We start from the raw sequence: 20330 nt of genomic DNA, 5'->3' as shown, positions 1-20330 counted from the left end.
CCGCCGCGGCGGCGGAGCTGTACCGGTAGATCTGGTTGCGTGCCGCGAGTGCAACTGACGGATGCCGAGTGGGCGATCACCGGGCCGTACCTGCCGATCGGCGTGCCGAGCCCCGAGACCGCCGGCCATGGACCGCTTGCTCGCCCGCATCCCCGCCAAGCTGGTGGGTGTCCGGCTGCTGGACACCGTCGGCGACCTGCGACCCAGAACCTGCCCGGCCACCGGACGAGTACCGCAACTGGCGGCTGTCGGTGACCGGCCCGGACGACGGCCGCGCCCTCACGCTGGTGGAGCGCGCACCCCCGGCCCGGACGCAGTCGCCGAGCCGTGCCGTGCCGTGCCGGGCTGCGAACTGCACCCGCCGACTTGGCACCCGTTGCGACCAGCCACAACGAACTTGCCGCAACCTTCGGCAAGTTGTTGCCGCACCCCCGGCCCGCTGTTTGACTCGGCTGACGACGACAGCCCGAGAGGAACCCGATGACCACCGCCATCGACGTCCTGGTCCTGGGCGGCGCCGGCGTGGACACGATCGTCCACGTCCCCGAACTGCCGCTCCCCTTCTCCGACAGTTACATGATCCGGCCCGGCATCACGACCCGCGCGGGGCAGAGCGGCGACTTCGTCACGCTCGGACTGACCGCGCTGGGCCTGCGCACCCATCACCTCGACATGATCGGCGACGACCACGAGGGAGACCTGGTCCGCGCCCTCCACCGTGACCACGGCATTCCCCTCACGGCGATCCCGCAGCCCGCCGGCACCAAGCGCGCGGTCAATCTCGTCGGACCCGACGGGCGGCGGCTGTCCCTCTACGACGACACCCGCGCCCATGAGTCGGACCGGCTGCCAGAGGCGACAGTACGAGAGCTCGCCGCCGCCAGCCGTCACGCGCATGTCGTCATCACCCACCCCTGCGCACAGGCGCTGCCCGTGCTCCGTGAGGCCGGCGTCACCCTCTCGACGGACCTGCACGACTGGGACGGCGTGAACCCGTACCACGAGCCGTTCGCTCTGGAGGCGGACGTCGTCTTCGTGTCCACCACTGCCCTGGCCGACCCGGAGCGCACGATGCGCGACATCGCGGCCCGCGGCCGGGCCCGGATCGTCGTGGCCACCGCCGGCGCGGAGGGCGCCCACCTGCTGGCGGACGGCGAGGTGATGCACGTACCGACGGCCACGCCCCCCGCCCCTGTGGTGGACACCAACGGCGCGGGCGACGCGTTCGCCTCCGGTTTCCTGCTCGGCTGGCTGAACGGCGAGGACCCGCGACGCTGTGCCCGATACGGAGCGATCGCCGGCGCCCATGCCTGCACCGTCCCGTCGACGCGCACCAATGCCGTCACCCGCGCGGAACTCCTCGCTCGGGCCGCCGAGTCGGAACTGAGGAGCTTCCGGCCACGGACAACCGAGGACGTCCAGCCTGCTGAAGGACACGCGGGTGCCGACCGACACGCTTGATGCGCTGGCCGAGCGCACGGACATGGGGGTGGCCGGGCGGGAGTGACGGCTGGGATGACTGGGGGCGTGGGTCTTCACCTACCCGAAGGAGCAGTTGGTGAGCGTTTGAAAGCGGGCAGGCCGGGCGGACCTGGCCGAGGCGGCGGTGCTGCGCGCGGGACAGCGTACGAGCGGACCGGCGCCGCCCGGGACCTTGCGCCGGCGGCGTGGCGCCGTGCCCCGCGTCGGGCGCGCCGCGTCAGGCGAGCTCGATGGTGACGATGCCGTACGCGACGAAGGCGGCGGCCGAGAGGACCAGCAGGGCGAGCCGAACGGCCGAGAGCCGCAGGGCGAGGGTGCGCAGGCGCTCCGTGGCCGCCCGCGCGAGGAGGAGCGCCGTCCCGGCCAGTGACGAGACCAGCAGCCCGAGGCGGGGCAGGCCGCGCCCGCCGGGGCGGAGGCGGTGGCCAGCGCCGTGCGGTTGCTGCGCGGGTCGAAGGTGTACGACCGCGTGGTGCAGACGGTGTCTCCTGCTCAGGTCTGCGGCGCCTGTGCCACCTCAGGCCAGCCTGTTCTCGCCAACGAGAAGGGGCGCCGTTCCCGTGGAACGATCCACGGGACGACGCCCCTCGTGCGGAGACTTCCGGCTATCTCAACGCGGTGTCTTCGAGCCGAGGCCCCCGGGGGTCTTCGGCACCCACTCGGGAGCCGTCGAGGCCTCCTTCGGGTCCGGCTCGCGCATGGTCACGCGCCATCCGCCCTCTCCGGTGTTTCCCCTGAGGCGGACCGAGAACCCCTTGACCTGCGCGGTGTCGTGGAAGTACACGACGACGAACTGCCGCACGGACCCCTCGTCGTAGAACTCCGCGGTCACCTTCCCGCCGGCCCCCTTCTGGAAGGCCTGGATCCAGTTCTGCGCGGTCTTCTCGACCTCGCCCTTCGCGCCGTCGGCATCGGCATCGGCAGCGAGTGACACCAGTTCGTCGGTCCGGCCGTCGGCCAGCCGCCAGACCAGCTTCTGCGTGACCTGGAGGGAGTCGGACGTCGGATATCCGACCACGCCAAGCGGTTCGTGGTTGGCGTAGTCCGTCGCGTACTGGAGGCCGTCCTCATCGGCGCTGCAGGCACTCAGAGCGCCCGCTGCCAGGACGGCCGCCACGACGGCCCGTACCGCCGGAGCCGCCGCCCTCATCGCGCCCCTGTCGGGCGGATCGCGACGATCGGCTGTGGGGTGCGCTGGTTGCGGGCGATGGCGTCGTCCAATGTGGTGTGAGCGGGCCCGCCGTGTTGGGCCATGTGGATTCGGCCACTGTAGTTGGCGGTGACGACAGCGGCGTGCTCGTAGACGCTGTCGCCCTTGTACTTGAAGAAGAGTACGTCGCCCTTGCGGACGTCGTAGACGCTGGTGATGAAGTAGCTCGGCCGGTTCCAGGCCAGATGGCGGCGCAGGTTGTCGGCCCCCGACCATGTGTAGCTGGCCTTTACCGGCCAGCTGTTCCACCACGGGTTCTTGAACCACACGTCGTCGCGCTTGTACCAGCCCGACCGCATCTTCATGCCTCCACCGTAGTAGAGGGCCTTGGAGACGAAATTCGTGCAGTCGTACTTGTACTCCCACTTGACGCCCGTGTTGTCGTACGCCCAGCTTCCGGTGCCCAGACCGTTGATGTACGACGCGGCGTAGGAGGCCGTCCGGACGCCCCCGGCGGGTGCCTCGCCGGCGGGGAAGCCGTCCGTGCCGAGGGGCAGCGCTCCGGTCTCGTCGGCCGGCCCGCCGACAGCGTCGGCCGGGGTGGCCATCACCTGGGTGACGGCGGCCGCCGTCGCCGACAGGGTCTGCCCCGCCTGCCCGTCGTCGGACTCGCTCTGGAGCTTGACGGTGTCACCGGAAACGGAGAACAGGAAGCGCTTCGCGTTCTGGTTCTCCGACACCTGGTCGGCGCCGTCGATCCGGACCGTCAGCGTCTCCGAGACGGTGGCCCGCAGCGCCGTCTGCCCGGTCGCGGCATCGGTACCCGCCACCACCTCCGTCAGGGCCGAGGAGGCCCCTACGTAGGACTGGTTCCTGGTGGCCAGAGCCTCACGGGCCCCGACGAGGCTGGCCTCCTGCGTGCCGAGCAGTTCCCCGAAGACCCCGCCGTACGGGGACTCGGCGGCCGCGTCCGCGGCAGTCGGGCTCGCACCGATGATGACCTTGTTGCGCGCGTTCAGGTACGCCTGGACGTAGTCCTTGTAACGCGTGGCTCCGCCGGCCACCGTGGCACCGTGCGCCAGGGCGGACCGGGACACCGGACCGCTGCCCACGGCGTTCTCGGCCGTGACGGCGACCCGGTAGGAGGCGGCGTTGTCGAGTCCGCCGAAGACGGCGCGCGGCGTGGGGCCCTCCCAGGTGCCCACGACGGTGCCGTCGCTCTTCTCGGCCTTCACCACGTAAGTGAGATCACCGGTCGTGCCGCTGTCCAGGGGAGCGTTCCACGTGGCGACGAGGCCCGTGTCGCCCGGAACGGCGACGACCTCGCCGACGGCCCCGGGGGCGGTCGGCGGCAGGTACTCGATGGTCAGCTTGGGCCGGTTGGCGGCGTCCGCTGCCGCAGCCGAATGGTAGGCCGCGGCGGCCGCCGTGCCGGGGGCGGTGAGCGCCATGCCCTCGTTCCCGCCGCGGTCGGTCCAGGACTGCAGCAGGACACCGAAGTCGATCTCGGACAGCGCGGTGTCGGAGGTGTACTTCTCCACGCCTGCGGCGGTGAGCAGGTCCTTGCCGCTCTGCGCGGTGGTCCACGGAGAGGACAGCTCGTACACGTCGGGCTTCTGCGCCTCGCACTGCGTCGTGCAGTCGGACCTGGTCAGAGCCAGCTTGGCGGAGGTGACCCGGGCTCCCTTGGGAAGGGCACCGAGGTCTGCCTTCAGGTGGGTGGCCCACAGGTGGCCGTCGGCCGTGCCGATCCGGAGCTGGTCGTTCGGCAGGGTGGCGCAGCCCGGTGCATCGCAGTCGGTGGGCGCCGACACGGTCGCGAGTGCGGTGCCGGTGATGGCCAGGGACTGAGCGGCCGGCATCGCGGGCAGCGGCTGGACGCGCACCGTGAGGCTCTGTTCCGCCGACCAGGCCGAGCATCCCACGGTTGTGCACGAACGTACGGACCAGCGATAGGTCGCGCCGTCCGTCAGCTTCCCCTCGGGGATCTGCAGCGCGGCACGACCACCGCTCACCTGCGAGACGGGCTGCAGGGTCAGGCCGGACACCGGGGTGCCGGAGGAGTCCCTCAGCGAGAACTCGGCGCTCACCCGGCCCTGGGACGCGTCGGAGACGACCGCGGACAGGACGGGCGTCAGGGTCTGCTGGGCGCCCGCCTGGAGGTCGCGCGGGGCGTCGGGAAGGGGGCTGACGGTGAAGGTGGTCCAGTTGGACCAGGGGGACCAGCTGTTGCTGTAGTGCGTGCCGTCGTAGGGCGAGGTGCGGAAGCGGTACATGCGGCCGTGCTGGAGCACGCCCGCCGGTACGACCACCGAGGCCGGGGTGCCCTGCGGGACGAACGGCGACACCAGGTTCCCGCCGACCTGGGTGTTGGTGGCGGCGTCGAAAATCTGGAAGGTGCCGTTGACCGTGTCGCCGTCCTTGTCCGCGAACGTGTCGCGCAGGGTCGGCGTCGTCGTCTCGACGCGCCAGGCGGGGGTCTTGTCCTGGACGAACGGGGGACCGGCCTCCTGCTTCGTGCCGGTCTGCGGACGGTAGTTGTAGGTCACCGTCAGCTTCGGCGGGTTGGAGGTGGCATTCGCGGAGTTGACGCGCTTCCACTGCCCGATGACCGACTCCGACGAGGCCCGCGCGACGCGGTGCTCGGCGCGGCGGAGTCCCAGACCTCCCACGGCTGCGCGACGCAGTCGGTGTTGCCCGAGTGGAAGTTCCACAGGGACAGCTTGGCGTCGGAGACCAGGGCGTCCGCGATCGGTGCGGTGTTCCAGGTGATGAAGGAACGCGCGGTGCGGAAGGTGCCGTTCGCGTTCTTGGTTCCGGGGTTGCCGAGGTCGAGTTCGGTGTCGTTCGACCAGTCGACGGTCTCGCCCTGCTGGACGTAGGTGTCGAAGACGCTGCCCAGCGAGGAGGTGGAGGGGTCCACCGTCACGGGGTACTTGGTGGCCGGGTCCGCGAGGAACTTCGCGTCCGGCGTGACGACGAGGTCGACCGTGCCCTTCCCCTGGACGACCTTCATCGCCACGGGCACCTTGCGGGTGTGCTCGCCGGAGACGGGATCGACCGTTGCGTCCCACATCACCGGCGCCGGCATGACCGCGGTGCGCCGGCTCTTGCGGTCGGTGAACTGCACGCTGCCGTCGGCCTGCTGCTCCACCTTCAGTCCCTTGGCCACCAGGGGCAGGGTGTACGAGTAGTTCTCACCGGCCGGACGCTGCTTCAGCTCGACGAACTGCTCGAAGCCGCCGCGGGTGGCCTCGATGACGACGTCACCGCCGGGCACGGCGTTGGTGTACTCGGCGCGGGCCCCGTCGAGCTTCGGGGCCGGCAGGGCGCCCTTCCACTTGAGGGTGATCTGCTCGTCGCCCTCGCCCAGGGTGACGAGGTCAGTGCTGATGTAGTCGATGGCCGGGGCGGCCTTGCCGGCCATGGCGGGCCGGTCGGCACGGCCATCAGCCCGTTCAGCACCGACCGGTCGAACACCGGGCACACGGACCGAGCATCGGACCGGAGTATGGATCGCCAACCAGAAGCAGCACCGCGACCGGCTCGCCCCCGACCAACCCGCAGCCCTCGCCGAACTCGGCATCGGCTGGGCTCCGTAGGCGGAAGCGATCAAGCGCCAGCCACTCCCCCATCACCCCCTCTCCTTCACCGCCCCGGCCGGCACACAAGCGGCCCCGGACGCCAAGGCCCCGCATGTGGCCACCACCGCCACCGGGCAACGACGCCTCGGCCGCGGCCGTCCGGAGACCGAACCTGCAGGTTGTCGGGCCGTCAGCCCGCGTTCTTCTCGCCACGGATTCCGGAAGCAGGCGTACCCCGGTAAAGACACCTACGGAAACGGCGGGCAGAGGACATCGACCATGCTCACGCCACGGACGGTCACCCGCTGCGACAAACGCCGCTGCGCCGGGCTCACGGGCGCCGACCGGCCCGATCGCCGGTGGGACTCAGCCGAGGGCACGGTCGAGGTTGAAGGCTGCGCTGATCAACGAGAGGTGGGTGAACGCCTGTGGGAAGTTGCCCAGTTGTTCTCCGGTCCGGCCGATCTCCTCGGCGTAGAGGCCGAGGTGATTGGCGTAGGTGAGCATCTTCTCGAACGCCAGTCGGGCCTCCTCCAGGCGTCCGGCGCGGGTGAGCGCCTCGACGTACCAGAAGGAACAGATCGAGAACGTGCCCTCGGAACCCCGCAGGCCGTCCGGGCTGGCCTCCGGATCGTAGCGGTAAACCAGCGAGTCGGAGACCAGATCAGTGGCGAGCGCATCCAGGGTCGAGAGCCACTTGGGGTCGGTGGGCGAGATGAACTTGGCCATCGGCATCATCAGCACGGAAGCATCGAGTACGTCGTTCCCCAGCCCTTGGACGAACGCCCCGCGCGTGGCCGACCAGCCCTGTCCCATGATCTGCCGGTAGATCGCGTCCCGGCTCTGCTGCCAGCGGAGAAGGTCGGCCGGCAGGCCGCGCCGGTTGGCCATCCGGATGGCGCGTTCGATCGCCACCCAGCACATCAGCCGCGAGTAGACGAAGTTCCTCCGGCCGCCTCGGGTCTCCCAGACGCCCTCGTCGGGCTGGTCCCAGTGGTCGCAGAGCCAGTCCACCACGGTGCCGACCTCGTCCCAGTGATCGCTGCTGATGGGCTGCCCCCACTTGTCGTACAGGTAGACGGAATCGATCAGTGCCCCGTAGATGTCCAGTTGGAGCTGCTTGGTGGCGGCGTTGCCCACCCGCACCGGAGCGGATCCCAGGTATCCCTCGAGGTGAGGCAGCTCGGACTCGGGCAGGTCACTGCGCCCGTCGATGCCGTACATGATCTGCAGCGGCCCGGTGGGGCCGGCGCCCCGCATGATGCCCCGGTCGGACAGGAAGCCCATGAATGCCTCGGCCTCCGAGGTGAAGCCCAGGCGGAGCATGGCGTAGACGCAGAAGGCGGCATCGCGGACCCATACGTACCGGTAGTCCCAGTTGCGCTCACCACCGACCTGCTCGGGCAGGCTGGTCGTCGGTGCAGCCACGATCGCGCCGGTCGGCACGTAGGTGAGCAGCTTCAGCGCCAGCGCGGAGCGGTGCACCATCTCCCGCCACCGACCGCGGTAACGCGAGCGGGCCAGCCAGTGGCCCCAGAACCGGACCGTCGCCTCGAACTGCTCCTCCGCCTCGGCGTGCGGACAGGCCCGCGGGCGGACGTCATCGCTGATCTGGTCGAGGGCGAACACCACGGAATCGCCTTCGAGGAGTTTGAAGTGCGACCACACGTCCGTGCCGTCGCACTCGAGCGGTGCGGTGGAGGTCAGCGCGAGTGAGATCGACGGAGACTCGAAGACGGCCTCGTGGGCTTGCGCGCGTACAGTGTGCGCTTCGGCGCCGTAGCCGAAGCGGGGAGCTATCCGCGCCGCGAACGGAAGGGTTCCCCGAACGCACACCACCCGCCGGATCAGCCGGTGCCGGGCCGTCTCACGCGACTCGTCGACGACCGGCATGAAGTCCTGGATCTCCGCCACCCCGTCGGCGGCGTAGAACCGCGTGATCAGCACGTTGGTGTCGGGGAAGTAAAACTGTCGTGTACGCGTCGGCACGTCCGCGGCCAGTTCGAAGCATCCGCCCCGGTCGGCATCGAGGATGGAGGCGAACACGCTCGGCGCGTCGAAGCGGGGGCAGCAGTACCAGTCGATCGTGCCGTTGGTCCCGACCAGCGCGGCAGTGCGAAGATCGCCGATCAGGCCGTGCTCGGAAATCGGCAGATAGCGTGAGCCGTCCACTCGCCCGGATCCGTTCCCGAACTCCATGTCGGCCTCCCTACCGTTTCGCTGTGGGCAGGTGCGGGCTAAGAGACCTGGTCTTTCATGTTAGATCGCCCCCGGATGCCGGCGCAGCGAGAACCAAGCCGGGACGTGACGCTGGCCTTCCGTGCCGGTCAGTGTGGCGGTGGTGAGGCGTTCAGTCGCCGGGTTGCTGCCTCGGCGTCCTTGCGGGCCTGCTGCGCTGCCTGCGCTGTCTCCCGGTGCCGTCTGGCGGCGGCCCGCTGCTATGGCCCTCCGCCCGCTGCCTGCCACCCCCTGCATGGTGGCCCAGCGGCACCTCCACACGTGGGCAAGGACTGCCTCATCGCCTTCGAGACGAACCTCTACTCGGCGCCCGCCCAGCGGGTCCGCCCGCGTCCGCCGGTCGAGACCAGGGCCACGAAATCCCAGGTCACACCCGACCAGCAAGGCGAAACCCTCCTGGCCACTCACCCGCGGGCCACTGACCGAGGAGTCCGCGTCGTGGACGAGAAGCACTGGGACGGCCTGGCCACTGGAGCGGCCTCCGCGTCACAGCGGGCGGAGACCTCCCAGCACCCCGCCGATCCGCACCTCCGGCTCGGAGGCGGGATCGCTGAGGGCCTTGCTGAACCGGGCTGCGGCCACCCAGGTCGAGGTCGGCCGCCGGCCTCGTTGTCCCGATCAGGCCGTCTGAGACCCAGAAGTAGCGGCCGCCCAGAGCCTCGCCGCTCCCTGCCCAAACCTCCATCAGGCGCTCAACTTCCGCGACCGTGAACACAGTCGCGGTCCACCGGGAACCGTCCTGGAGGTTCACGAAGACATCGACGTTGCACACCGAGTCCAAATCCTCGTCCGGGCTAGGCAGGAACGATGCCTCAAAGGCCTCCGTGCGGACCCGGTACCAGGGCCCATCCCAACCTTTGTCCACCGCCTCGGTGGCCGACGTGCTCTGTCTCATCGCGTGAGTGTCCCCGGGGCAGGGTGTCGGTCTCAACCCGAACCTGCCAAGCCGGACCCGCGAACGTAACTGGGGACGTTCATCCGTACGCAGCTGGGGAGCTCAGGTCGTACGCCGAGATCGGGGGCCTCGTCGACCGCTCCTGGTCCGCCTTATCCCCCACTGCGGCTCAGCCGTGGGCCGGGCGGCCGATTACGGATCGAGCGCCCCCGATCGCCGCGCGCCGGTCAGGGCCACGGCGCCGGCCAGGAGGGACAGGGCCGTGCCCCGGCCCCGTCCTGCTGGGGATCCCGGGCCCGCGCACTCGCCCGTCCGGCCCCGCGGGTCCGCCGAGCAGATGACGCATGTAGTCGCTGGCCGATCGGAGTCCGGGGGCGTGAGTGTGTCCGAAATCCGGTCAGACGGCTGCCGGCCCTCCTCCTCTGCCTGCGCAGCTCGACTGTTCTGTAACAGTTGTGATGGGGCACCAGACCTTCTGTGTTCCTTGATCATCTCCCGTGCTCCAATGTGCGGGCGGGATAGGGGCCCGCGGAGGAATGAGGGGGCAGGGGACGTGGGAAAAGCGGGACAGGTCGCGGCCTGGCTGGTGAGCGCGCTCGCGGGGCTGCTGGTGGGGGTGGCGGCGGCCGTAGAGGTGAGCGGGGCGCTGGAGCGGGAGCGGGAGTACCTGGCCTCCCCGGTCTGCGCCTCCGTGCCGGTGACGGCGTCGGCATGTGCGTGGGAGCAGGCGTTCACCGTCCGCGAGAGCGACACCCACGAGGACGACGATGAGAAGGTGCCGACGGCGACGTTGCTGCTCCCGAACGGCAAACCGTGGAACGTGGCGTTCCGTAACACCGGTCCCGTGTTGTCGCAGATGCGGCCGGGTGACCCGGTTGTCGGCGTGGTCTGGCACGGGGGCATCGTCGAGGTGCGGGACGCCGACGGGCGGCGACAGCAGACGACGTTCGGCCCGGTGGGGTGGCCGGCAGACCGGCTGGGGGGCGCTCTCGCCCTCATCTCCTTCGGCCTGATCGCCCTCGCCGGCTCGCTGTGGGCGATCATCAAGCGCCACGACCGGCGGCACCAACGCGCGGCAGCCATGGTGCGCTGGCACGGCGCCGCCCTGGGCATCAGCGCTCTCCTGACGCTGTGGGCGCAGTCAAACAACAACTGGCCCATGTGGGCGATCTGGGCGATCTGGGGGCCGCTCGCACTGATCCTCCTCGCCACGATGGTGGCCTCCGCCATCACCGCGCTCCGCAGCGACGTGGAGGGCTACGACCTGTTCACCGAGCCGACTGTCCTTCCGGTCCCGCCTACCGGGCCGGCGGCCCGGGAGAGCTCGATGGCCCCGGGCACGGGAGGTCTGCCGCGTGAATACCGGATGAGCAGGGGCAGATGGAAGGGGCTCATGGCCATCCTGGTTGCCAAGACGGCCGTGCTGCTGTTGATGCTGTGGACCGCGGACATCCCGCCCTTGTGGTTTCAGCTCGGCCTGAGCGTGCTCGTGGGGCTGATCCTGATCGTCTTCATCGTCCGCGTACCGCGGTCCGCCACCCTGATCGACAACACCGGCATACGCATCCGCGGAATCACCCACACACGACGGGTGGCCTGGGAAGACGTCCAGGACATCGCGGCCGAACCACTGGGTGGGTCCGACGGCGGCCTCACACCCCGTGTGATCGCATACGTCTACCTGGCAGGCGGCCGGCGCAAGGTGCTCAAGCATCTGGACGACAAGGACTACGACGTCGACCGCGAGATCGCCGCCCTGCGTGCCGCCCGAGCCGAACTCCGCGGCACGAACACCGCGCCGGACGTGCCGGACGTGCCGGACGTGCCGGCCGTCTGACTGTCCGGCCCTAAGACTGGGTCGCTCTTCAGCGGCCGGCCGACCGCCGCTGACCGGGGCGTCCAGGGCCTCGACGCCAGCCGTGGCGCACGCCTCCGTTACTGACTTCAGCTCGTCAGGGTGACGCTGGTTCGTAGAGGGTCAGGCCGGTGCCGGCTATGAAGCCGTCGAGGGTGTCGGGCCGGTACTGGAGGCGTTTGAGCCGGTTGCTGGTCTGGCCACCTGGAGAGCGACACCTGGGGAGGCTCAAAGAGCGCCATCAGTTCGAACAACTCGTCGCGCCGGGCGGTCAGGCACTCGTAGAACTCACCTCGGAAGCGTGACGCTTCTGCGAACGCCTCCCTCCGGACAGCATCTGGCAACAGTCTTACCCTCACGGCCTTCGTCTTGGTCACGTACGCCTTGGTCGGAGCACATGATCAGACGAAGGCCGCCCCGGGTCCGGCGAACCCTCAGGTGAGCGAGCGAGTTCGAGACACCAAAGCTCAGGATGGACTCCACAGCACAGTCGTTCTGCGCTGGTAGTACGCAACCGTCGTGGCCACCAGGAGGGGTGCCCAGGCCAGCAGTGGGGAGTAGCAAACCACGAGGAGTACTTGTTGGGCTGACGTCTGCGTGACACGCCCAATCAGGCCTGCCGCCTGGGTGCAGGTGAACCAGCCCCCTATGGTGCACAGCACCGCCGCCCCGAGCAGCGCTGGTATCACCGCCGCGAGCGTGTGTACTCGCCGTCCGCCGATGAGCGGGAGCCAGCGGGGTGTGATCTCGCCCCAAGGCCGTACCAACCCTAGGGTGAGCAGGGCGAGGCCCTCGGTTATCAAGGTCAGCGAGACGGCCACCACCACCTCGCGACCCGTCCGGCCCAACTGTCCGGCCACCGGGAGCCCGGCAGCCTGAGCGATCCGCCACAGGCCGGACGGCAGGGTGACGAGGGGCACCGCGTGGGCGGCGAGGGCAGCCCAACGTGGAACGTTGGGCAGCGCGTCGATCTTCAGCATGCGTTCCATCGTGCTTACGCGGAAATACCCGCACATCAGCGCGCAGGATGACAGGCTCCCCCATACGGGGGGCGCCCGCTACGACGTCGGGAAGACCGTCAAACGGACGTCGTCGACGAGAGCGATGAAGTTCTGGACAACTGCGGTTCGCGGCGGAGGCCAGGTCACCAAGTGATCAACCTGAGATCGGCCAGATCGGGGGCCCTGTCCAGGCACCGCAAGGTGACCTGTTTGCCACGTTGCCAGGGCGTCCAGCCGTGGTGAAGCAATGCCTGGCGGATGACTGCAGCGACCAGCCCTGGTGCGATCACGACGCCGTGCTCGACCCATGTAGCCATTCGCTGATCGTCCCCGTCGCCGCCCACCACGACGATCGCCAGACCGGCCTCATCGCTGGGCGCGACTATCCAGCGATAGCGTTCTCCATCGACGGTGATCACCCGCGTGCGCTTTTTTGCTATGGCCATGCGGCACAACTTTTCACGGCTCGCTCGGCCGGAGAAGTCAATTTCGGTCCGCCTGAGAGTTCATCGCAGTGCTGACGCAAGTCCGCCCATGAGAACCCTTCGCTTCCGTTCGGCTGGGCCAACAGACCCGCCTACTTCGCGCACCACCGTCTCAACGTTCCTGGCGCCACCTGACCACGTAGGTGGGCCCTTCCACCTCGTACTGGTCCTCTGCGGGGGTCTTCCACTCGGCCACCAGCCGCCGTGCGTCGGCGGGTGCCTTCCGTCGAGGCCCGAGCAGCGCCTGCAGCTCGTCGTAGCGCCTGTCAACTCCACCGTCGACAATGTCGACAGGCAGGCCCGTCGTCGCGGTGTCCGCGGCGACGTGCTTGTACCAGTCGGCGGCTACCGCCGACTGCTCACGCTCCAGGGAGAGCGACGCTTCGTCGATGGGCCACACAAGGTACTCGTCGTCGTGGGGATCATCGGGATGCCAGTAGTCATGAATGGCCTCGAAGTAGTGCGGTGTCCCCTGGACATCGGCGATCCCCTTCCTGGGGCCGTCGTACCAATGGTGCTCCACATGGACCAGCTCGAATCCCGCGCGTACCAGCATGAGCCTCTCGGAGTTCTCCATCATCCGGGCAGGGTATGGAACTCCGGTTCGAGCTGCACGGCAATAACCGGTGAGTCAGATTTAGCCTCGCCGGTTCAGTTGGGGGGCTGCTGGGTGGCTGAGCCACACCCGAACCGTCCGCGGAGAAGGGAGCTTGGGACGCGAACCGACATCCTGCACGCAGAAAGCGCCTTCCACCTGCAATGCCGGTTTGAGTTAGGACGTTTCCGCAGGTGAGGCCGCCTGGTGCTGGGGGTTCCGAGTGACTCCGAGTGGGCAAAGCCGTTCTCGATCTCCCAGCGCTCGCGGTAGGGCTGAGCCAACTGCGCTGCGGGCGCGAGCCGGTGGTCCAGCAGGCTGGTCGCCAGGCGAAACCCATCGACCGAGCCTACACCCAGTCCGCCGATCAGCATTCCGGGGAAGAACGCGGTCGCCCAGTGCGGGGTCGTGTCCAGGGCCAGTACCCACCACAGCGTGCCCGCTGCTACGAGCATGCAGCCCAGCGCGGCGACGGGGCCGGCTCCGATCCGCCGCACCAGCGGACCCGCCGCGATGGCCAGCGGGGGGACGACCAGGGGGCCGGGGGCTATGGCCAGCCAGGTGCGGATCGCGCTGTAGCCCCATACCAGCTGGCACCACAGCACCGAGGTGAGCAGCACCGCCGCGAACGCGACTGTGAACAGGAACGCCGCGACGGTGGCGGCGCCGAAGGCGGGCACCCGCAGCAGCGGCAGCTCGATGATCGGCGCCGGGTGCCGGGCGGAGCGCAGGAGGAAGCCGGCGAGCAGCACGGCCGTGGCGGCGAGCGAGCCGATGACGGCGGCCGATGCCCAGCCCCACTCCTCGGCCTTGACCAGTCCGAGGGCGAGCGCCGCGATGCCCAGACTGAGCAGCGCGGAACCCATGAGGTCCGGCAGCGGTCCTCGCTCGTCCAGGCGTACGTCGGGCAGGAGGCGGGCTCCTGCGATCAGGCCGGAGACAGCGACCGGGATGTTGGCCAGGAACACCCAGCGCCAGTCGGCCTCCACCAGCACTCCGCCGGCCACCGGGCCGAGCCCGGCCGCGATGGCGCCGATCGCCGCCCGCCCCCGGACGGCCTGCGGCCGGCGCTCGTCCACGGCGGCGGCACGCTCGTCGGTATGGGCCTGGCCGCGTTCGGCCTGCTCGGTTGCGCTGCGTCCCTGATACCCAAGGGTCGGGACGGAGTACCAAACTGGTGCTCGATCGTATGCCTGGGACTCATGGGAAGCGGGCTCGGCTTCCTGGCGCTCGGCGGGGTCGCCATGGTGACGGCGTCCTGAGTCGCACCCCGCGGGCACCGCGCCCCGATCAGCTCGCCCGCCTGGAGCGCGCTGCTGTGGGACAGCGAGCAGATGAAGGCCTTCCACACCGACAAGCCGGTTCGGGGGATCGTACCGGCAGGCGCCGTTTGTTCGACTGGCCTGTATCCCTTCCCGGTGCCCTGGGGGTCGTCGTCACGGTCTGTAGCGCTGCGCGTCGCGGGAATCGAGCGCCGCGCGACGGAAGCGGCGGAGCGCGTGACGGCGAGAGTGAAGGGGATTCTCCGCTGCGGCTTGACCTCAACCGGACTCGAGGTCGGAGAGTGATCACGTGATCGGGGCCTGCCGACGGCCTTGCAGGAGCGCGGAGCACGCGCGGAAGAGGGGGAACGCCATGAAGGCTGTGCAGGTGGACGCGTACGGCGGTCCGGAGGTGCTGGTCCCGGTGGAGCTGCCCGATCCGGTCCCCGGGGCGGGCGAGGTCGTGGTCCGGGCCGAAGCCGTCGACACGATCTTCGTGGAGACCCAGATCCGGGGCGGCTGGGGCGACCGGTTCGGCATCCGCCCGCCGTACGTGCCCGGGGGTGCGGCGGCGGGAACGGTGGTCGCGGTCGGCGAGGGCGTCGACGAGGGCTGGCTGGGCCGCCGGGCCCTGGCAGCGGCAGGCACGCTCGGCACGTACGCGGAGTTCGTCCGTGTGCCGCTGGAGCGGCTGGTCGCCGTCCCGGACGGGCTCGGGACGGCAGAGGCGGCCGCGCTCGGGCACGACGGGGTGACGGGTGCGGGCATCGCCGCGGCAGCCGGGATCACGGCCAGCACCCGCGTGCTGGTCCTGGGCGCGGCCGGCGGGATGGGGACGCTGCTGGTGCAGTTCGCGGTCGCGGCGGGGGCCGAGGTCATCGGCGCGGCGCGGGGCGCGCAGAAGCTGGCGCTGGTGCGGAGGCTGGGCGCGCACCGGGTGGTCGACTACACGCAGGAGGGCTGGACCGGGCAGGTCGGCGGGCCGGTGGACCTGTTGCTGGACGGGGTCGGCGGGGAGCTGGGCCGGGCCGCGTTCGCCCTGGTCCGCGATGGCGGCCGGGTCTCGGCGCACGGTGCGCCGAGCGGCGGCTTCGCCGAGCCCGACGCGCAGGAGGCCGAGCGCCGCGGGATCACCGTCACCGGGATCCGGGAGGTGCAGTTCGGGCCGGAGCAGGTGCGGCGGCTGGCCGCGTTCGCGCTGGGCGAGGCGGCGGCGGGGCGGCTGCGGCCGGTGATTGCCCGGACGTTCCCGCTCGACCGGGCGGCCGATGCGCACCGGGCGATCGAGGCCCGTGAGATCCCGGGCAAGGCACTGCTGGTCCCGTGACGGGGGTGCGGGACCGGCGGGCCGTGTCCGGGCGTCCCCCATTACCTTCTTGGTGGCCCTGCAATGGGGCGCCTGGCCTCCGGAGTCGGCGTGACCGTCTCCCCCTGTCGAGCACATGTCCCTGAAGGGGTGCGGACCCGGTCGGCCGGCTCGGAGGCTGGTCTTGGGTTGGCGGGCGTAGGAGCGCAGGAGCGCTGCCGGTCACGGGCTTCCGGGAGGCCGTACCGGCTTCCGCGAGGCAGGCTGTTCCCATGAGGTCACTTCCTCGCTCACCTGTCCGGCCGGGAGCGTCCTCTCGATCAGAAGTGGGCGGTCACGGCGAGGTCCTGTTCACGCTGGGGAAGTGTGCGCCCTTCGCGATCGTGCTGGGCGTGCTGGGCATCGAGCTCTCGCCCGCACACGATCTGGTCACCGGCCCCGTCCTCACCACGACGCCGGCGCTGGCCGCGCTGACGATGGGCCCGATGGGCACGCTGTCGGCGGCAGCCCTCGCTGTGGGTGTGAACGTGACCTCCGCGACCTACAACCAGTCGTGGGGAACTCAGACTCAGCTGATCATCGGCAACTTCCTGGGGCTGATCGTGGTGTCCGTGACCAGTGTCATCCTGAGTAACGCGGTGCGCACGCGCAGGCAGAACGAGCTCGACCAGGTTCGCCGGATCGCCGTGGCGGCTCAGGAAGTGGTCCTACGGCCTGTCCCCGAGCTCCTGGGCCCGGTGCGGGCGGCCAGCCTGTGCCTTGCGGCCGGGACGGGGGCACAGGTCGGCGGCGATTTGTACGAGGCCGTGCAGACGCGCTACGGCGTCCGCCTGATCGTGGGGGATGTCCGGGGGAAAGGGCTGTCCGCCATACGCGCGGTCGCGGTGGCATTGGGCGCGTTCCGGGAGGCCGTTCACTACGAGGACGACGTGCAGGAGGTCATGAACCATTGCGCGGCCGCGCTGCGGCGAGAGGCCGCCGTACCGGGTACCTACTCTCAGGCAGAACTTCCCGAAGTCCTCATGGAGGGATTCACCACCGCGCTCGTGGCCGAGGTGCCGGACGAACAGGTGGTGCACCTGGTCAACCGCGGCCACCCGCCTCCGCTGGTGCTGCACCGGGGCAGGGTGCAGGCCCTGATGCCCGCCTCGCCACTGCCGCCGCTCGGTCTCGAAGACCTCGTCACCGGCCCTCCTGCCAACCCCGAGAGTTACCCGTTCCTGCCCGGTGACCGGCTGCTGCTCTACACCGACGGCGTGATCGAAGCCCGTAACCGTGACAACGACTTCCTCCCTCTGCCGGAGACCATGGCGCAGATACCCTCCGGCACCTCCCCACAGGAGTTCCTGGACGAACTGCACGAAGCACTGATCCGCCACACCGAGGGCCGCTTGACGGACGACGTGGCGATGATCCTCATCGACCGACTCGCATGAAGGGGGCTTACAAGCAGGTCAGCGCAGCCAGCCGCGCACTCGTAGCGGCGTAGCCGAGCGGCCGCAGTGCCCGGCCCTCGAAGGTGCGGGCCCCTGCCCCGTCAGGGCACGGGCAGGTTGCGCCGGCGGTTCCTGTTCGACCGGGACCACGCGACGGGCAGGCGCCAGGTGTCGCGTCCGAGCGAGCCTCGGGAGGGAGCGGTCTCTCGCAGGGCCAGGAAGGTGAGGAGGGCGAACGCCACCACGGCGGTGAGGGTACGAGCGTCGTTGAACAGTTCCCAGCGGTGCAGGATGCCCGCGTGGTCGGCCGGCGGTGCGGTGGCGGCCCACTCCTTGATACGGCCGTTGATCGGGACGTTCCCGAACCGGGTGATCAGGAAAGACGCGACGGTCAGGGCCCCTGCCGTGGCCGCGAGGACTCGTGTCCGGCCGCGCGTGAGGGCGGACAGGGCGAGGGAGCTGAGGGCCGAGATCGCCATGGCTCCCTGCACGGTGATCCCGTTCATCTTCATCAGCTCGGCGTGGAAGTCCAGTCTCATGTCGAGCGGGACGGCGTTGAAGGTGGGGACGAGATTCGCGGCGCCATAGCTGAAGGCGCCGGCAAGCAGCCCGGTGGAGAGCAGGGACAGTCCTTGGAGAAGGCGGGTGCGCACGGGGGCCTCCTTGCGAGCGTGGGCGGTAATCGGGTTCAGACGGTGGTGAAGCGGCTGCTTGGTTCCCCCCGGAGCCGACCGCTCGGCAGCCTGCGGCCGAAGGCGAGCAGGAGGAGGTCCTGGGCGGCGCCGTACACGGGAGAGCCGGATCCGTACGACCAGTCCAGGTCCTCGGCGCACAGCCGCACTCCGGAGATGTCGACTCCGAAGAACCTCAGGCCGCTGGGCCGGATCCCGTCGAGCAGCACGCGCAGCCGGTCCTCGGGGACACGCCGGTCGAGGCCGAGAGCGACGGTGATGTCCAGGCCGTGCACCACGTCGTGGCCGAGCGCCGCCATGAGCCCGCCGACCGGTGGCGTCCAGGGGTGGTGCGCACCCTCCCGCAGGAACGCGGAGAGCTCGGCGGTGGAGTGCACAGCCGCGTCCCGGCGCGCAACACGGTCGGTCATCCGGTGCAGGTTCCCCCGCGCCCTGGCCAGTTCACCCATCGTCGCCGACAGGGAGAGCCGGAACCCCATCGACATGTGGGCCGCGACCTCACGGACCCGCCATCCCGTGCAGAGGCTCGGCCCGTCCCACTGATCGTCCCGCAGGCCGTCGAACAGGTCGGCCAGCTCGTGGCGTTCCGCCGCGATCCACTCCCTGACCTCGGCGTTCTTACCCTTGTGAGATGTCGCGTTCTCCATGCGATCAAGCCTGGGGCCAACCGAAACATACTTCCAATAGATTGATGTGCTGCGATCTAGAATCACTGGTTATGGAGCTTCGTCAGCTGCGCTACTTCGTCACCGTCGTCGAGGAAGGCGGTTTCACCCGCGCCGCCGCCCGGCTGCATCTGGCCCAGCCTGGCCTCAGCGCCCAGATCCGCCAGCTGGAGAGAGAGCTCGGCCAACCCCTGCTCGACCGGTCCAACCGGTCGGTGGCGCCGACCGAGGTGGGCCGGGCCGTCCTGCCGTACGCGCGCGCCGCACTGGCCGCCGCGGACGCGGTGCGACAGACCGTGGACGAGCACACCGGACTGCTGCGCGGCCGGGTCACCCTCGGGCTGGTCTCCGGCGCCACGAGCCACGCCTTCGACGTAGCCTCGTTCCTCGCGGACTTCCACAGCGCCCACCCCGCACTGGAGATCGCACTCACCGAGGACACCTCGGAGCGGATGCAGGCCGCACTGCTGTCCGGAGAGATCGACATCGCTCTCCTGGGACCCACCGGGGAAGTACCCCCGCCCGGGATCTCCCACCGCACGGTCCTCGACGCTCCGCTCGCCGCCGCCGTCGCACCCGGCGACCCCCTCCTCATTCCCGCCGACCGCCCCACCGTCCCCCTTGCAGATCTGCGGGACCGCCCGCTGATCTGCCTGCCGCGCGGAACCGGAGTCCGCGCAGCCCTCGAACGCGCCTGCGCACAGGCCGGATTCCGCCCCCGAGTCGCCTTCGAGGCAGCATCCCCCCACGTCCTCGCGCAACTCGCCGCCCGAGGCCTGGGCGTCGCCGTACTGCCCCTCGGCGAGGAGGAACCGGGCCTCGGCGGACCGCTGCGCACCCTGCAGATCGTCGAACCCCGGATGCGTGCCCGTATCGTCCTCGCCTGGCCCGCCACCGGACCCGCGAGCCCTGCGGCCCGGGCACTCTTCGACCGCTTGCGCGAGGTCTTGCCGAAGGCCGCCACGCAGTAGGGCAAGAGCCCAGAAGGTCTCCTTTGGTGAGGCGACGGTAGTCGGCGAACGGGCGCCCTGCCTTCCCGTCGTTGCGAGGAAGACAGGGCGCCAGGCGTGCCCACTGCTCGTCGGTCGGCAGGCGTGAGCGACCGCCCCTGGGCTCGGGCTGCCGACCGCAGCGCGCGCACCGATGTGTCCAAGCCCAGGCCTCGGGCGCCGGGTTGCTCGTCGAGAACGCCGGCCAGGTAGTAGCCCGTGCCGCACCCGACGTCCACGACCGTGCCCCGCTCAGGCGCGGAGTCGGCCGCGAGGCGGGCCACGGCTTGGCGGATGGGCGCGTACCTGCCGGTGGCCAGGAAGCGGTTTCGGGCCTGGACCATGGCTGCGTCGTCGCTGCTGGTGGCGCGGTTGCCCGTCAGGAGGCCGGCATAGCCGTAGCGGGCGATGTCGAAGGTATGGCCCGCCGGACAGCGCAGTGCGCTGCGATCGGGGCGCAGGCGGCGCGTGCGGCACGTCGGGCAGCGCAGCAGGTCGAGGGAGAGTTCGAGGGCAGGGGGAAGCAGCACGGGCACGAGGCACTCCTGGCAGGGGTGATGGGAAGGAACCGTGCGTGCACGCGCGCGTAAGGTCACTACCTCAGGAGGGAACGAGCAGTGCCGGGGAACGTGGTTCACGCACAGCAGGCACACCAAGGAGGGCGACGTCGTTCGACATCGCCCTCAGTGCGTTCC

15 protein-coding genes and 4 pseudogenes are annotated in these 20330 nt (G+C 70.1%); 6 read left to right on the top strand and 13 right to left on the bottom strand.

Going from position 1 to position 20330, the window contains the following annotated elements:
* Positions 1-480: 480 nt before the first annotated feature.
* Positions 481-1461: an adenosine kinase gene (locus AC068A_RS07060; protein ID WP_478581831.1), complete on the top strand. Its 981-nt coding sequence runs from the start codon at positions 481-483 to the stop codon at positions 1459-1461.
* 631 nt (positions 1462-2092) lie between these two features.
* On the opposite strand, the gene AC068A_RS07055 is transcribed toward AC068A_RS07060, so the two are convergent.
* The 4 genes and pseudogenes from AC068A_RS07055 to AC068A_RS07040 all read right to left on the bottom strand — a co-directional run bounded on the left by AC068A_RS07055 (position 2093) and on the right by AC068A_RS07040 (position 8415).
* On the bottom strand, positions 2093-2632 hold the full coding sequence (locus tag AC068A_RS07055; RefSeq protein WP_478581828.1) for a hypothetical protein: 540 nt from the start codon (positions 2630-2632) through the stop codon (positions 2093-2095).
* The gene (locus AC068A_RS07050; protein ID WP_478582121.1) at positions 2629-4494 is read right to left on the bottom strand and encodes an amidase domain-containing protein; all 1866 of its coding nucleotides are present in this window, start codon (positions 4492-4494) and stop codon (positions 2629-2631) included. The genes AC068A_RS07055 and AC068A_RS07050 overlap by 4 nt, the downstream gene beginning before the upstream one ends.
* 321 nt (positions 4495-4815) lie before the next feature.
* Positions 4816-6119 (bottom strand): annotated as a pseudogene (locus AC068A_RS07045) (sugar-binding protein); the annotation flags it as partial.
* Between the two features lie 463 nt (positions 6120-6582).
* Positions 6583-8415 carry a glycoside hydrolase family 15 protein gene (locus AC068A_RS07040; RefSeq protein ID WP_478581825.1) on the bottom strand — a complete coding sequence of 611 codons (1833 nt, stop codon included), beginning with the start codon at positions 8413-8415 and terminating at the stop codon, positions 6583-6585.
* A 57-nt stretch (positions 8416-8472) separates the two neighbouring features.
* On the opposite strand from AC068A_RS07040, the gene AC068A_RS07035 reads away from it, so the two are divergent.
* Complete coding sequence (locus AC068A_RS07035; protein WP_478582118.1) at positions 8473-9165, top strand: Mu transposase domain-containing protein; 693 nt, start codon at positions 8473-8475, stop codon at positions 9163-9165.
* On the opposite strand, the pseudogene AC068A_RS07030 reads toward AC068A_RS07035, so the two are convergent.
* Positions 9071-9349 (bottom strand): annotated as a pseudogene (locus AC068A_RS07030) (hypothetical protein); the annotation flags it as partial. The gene AC068A_RS07035 and the pseudogene AC068A_RS07030 sit on opposite strands and share 95 nt — an antisense overlap.
* A gap of 553 nt (positions 9350-9902) precedes the next feature.
* On the opposite strand from AC068A_RS07030, the gene AC068A_RS07025 reads away from it, so the two are divergent.
* Positions 9903-11186: a hypothetical protein gene (locus AC068A_RS07025; protein ID WP_478581822.1), complete on the top strand. Its 1284-nt coding sequence runs from the start codon at positions 9903-9905 to the stop codon at positions 11184-11186.
* Positions 11187-11301: 115 nt separating this feature from the next.
* On the opposite strand, the pseudogene AC068A_RS07020 reads toward AC068A_RS07025, so the two are convergent.
* The 5 genes and pseudogenes from AC068A_RS07020 to AC068A_RS07000 form a co-directional block, all read right to left on the bottom strand.
* Positions 11302-11394: pseudogene (locus tag AC068A_RS07020) on the bottom strand (transposase); the annotation flags it as partial.
* A gap of 277 nt (positions 11395-11671) precedes the next feature.
* Positions 11672-12184 carry a hypothetical protein gene (locus tag AC068A_RS07015; protein ID WP_478581819.1) on the bottom strand — a complete coding sequence of 171 codons (513 nt, stop codon included), beginning with the start codon at positions 12182-12184 and terminating at the stop codon, positions 11672-11674.
* A gap of 164 nt (positions 12185-12348) precedes the next feature.
* Entirely contained in the window at positions 12349-12651 is a 303-nt protein-coding gene (locus tag AC068A_RS07010; protein WP_478581817.1) for a hypothetical protein, read from the bottom strand.
* A 151-nt stretch (positions 12652-12802) separates the two neighbouring features.
* Complete coding sequence (locus AC068A_RS07005; RefSeq protein ID WP_478581814.1) at positions 12803-13270, bottom strand: hypothetical protein; 468 nt, start codon at positions 13268-13270, stop codon at positions 12803-12805.
* Positions 13271-13341: 71 nt separating this feature from the next.
* Positions 13342-14364: an MFS transporter gene (locus tag AC068A_RS07000; RefSeq protein WP_478581813.1), complete on the bottom strand. Its 1023-nt coding sequence runs from the start codon at positions 14362-14364 to the stop codon at positions 13342-13344.
* A 556-nt stretch (positions 14365-14920) separates the two neighbouring features.
* Between AC068A_RS07000 and AC068A_RS06995 the strand changes: the two genes are divergently transcribed.
* Entirely contained in the window at positions 14921-15874 is a 954-nt protein-coding gene (locus tag AC068A_RS06995) for a zinc-binding dehydrogenase (protein ID WP_478581810.1), read from the top strand.
* Positions 15875-16245: 371 nt separating this feature from the next.
* Complete coding sequence (locus AC068A_RS06990) at positions 16246-17289, top strand: PP2C family protein-serine/threonine phosphatase (RefSeq protein WP_478581807.1); 1044 nt, start codon at positions 16246-16248, stop codon at positions 17287-17289.
* Between the two features lie 101 nt (positions 17290-17390).
* Here AC068A_RS06990 and AC068A_RS06985 read toward each other — a convergent pair whose 3' ends face one another.
* Both AC068A_RS06985 and AC068A_RS06980 read right to left on the bottom strand, forming a co-directional pair.
* Positions 17391-17942, bottom strand: a complete 552-nt coding sequence (locus AC068A_RS06985) for an anthrone oxygenase family protein (protein ID WP_478581804.1) — start codon at positions 17940-17942, stop codon at positions 17391-17393.
* A 35-nt stretch (positions 17943-17977) separates the two neighbouring features.
* Positions 17978-18628: a maleylpyruvate isomerase family mycothiol-dependent enzyme gene (locus AC068A_RS06980; RefSeq protein ID WP_478581801.1), complete on the bottom strand. Its 651-nt coding sequence runs from the start codon at positions 18626-18628 to the stop codon at positions 17978-17980.
* 71 nt (positions 18629-18699) lie between these two features.
* On the opposite strand from AC068A_RS06980, the gene AC068A_RS06975 reads away from it, so the two are divergent.
* Positions 18700-19617, top strand: coding sequence for a LysR family transcriptional regulator (locus AC068A_RS06975; RefSeq protein ID WP_478581798.1), 918 nt, complete (start codon positions 18700-18702; stop codon positions 19615-19617).
* Between the two features lie 128 nt (positions 19618-19745).
* On the opposite strand, the pseudogene AC068A_RS06970 reads toward AC068A_RS06975, so the two are convergent.
* Positions 19746-20171, bottom strand: a pseudogene (locus AC068A_RS06970) (putative RNA methyltransferase); the annotation flags it as partial.
* Between the last annotated feature and the right edge of the window lie 159 nt (positions 20172-20330).

The organism is Streptomyces sp. NPDC043854 (genome assembly GCF_056436005.1).
Note: the sequence above shows the minus strand (reverse complement) of the source record. Positions and strands in the feature narration are given on the sequence as shown.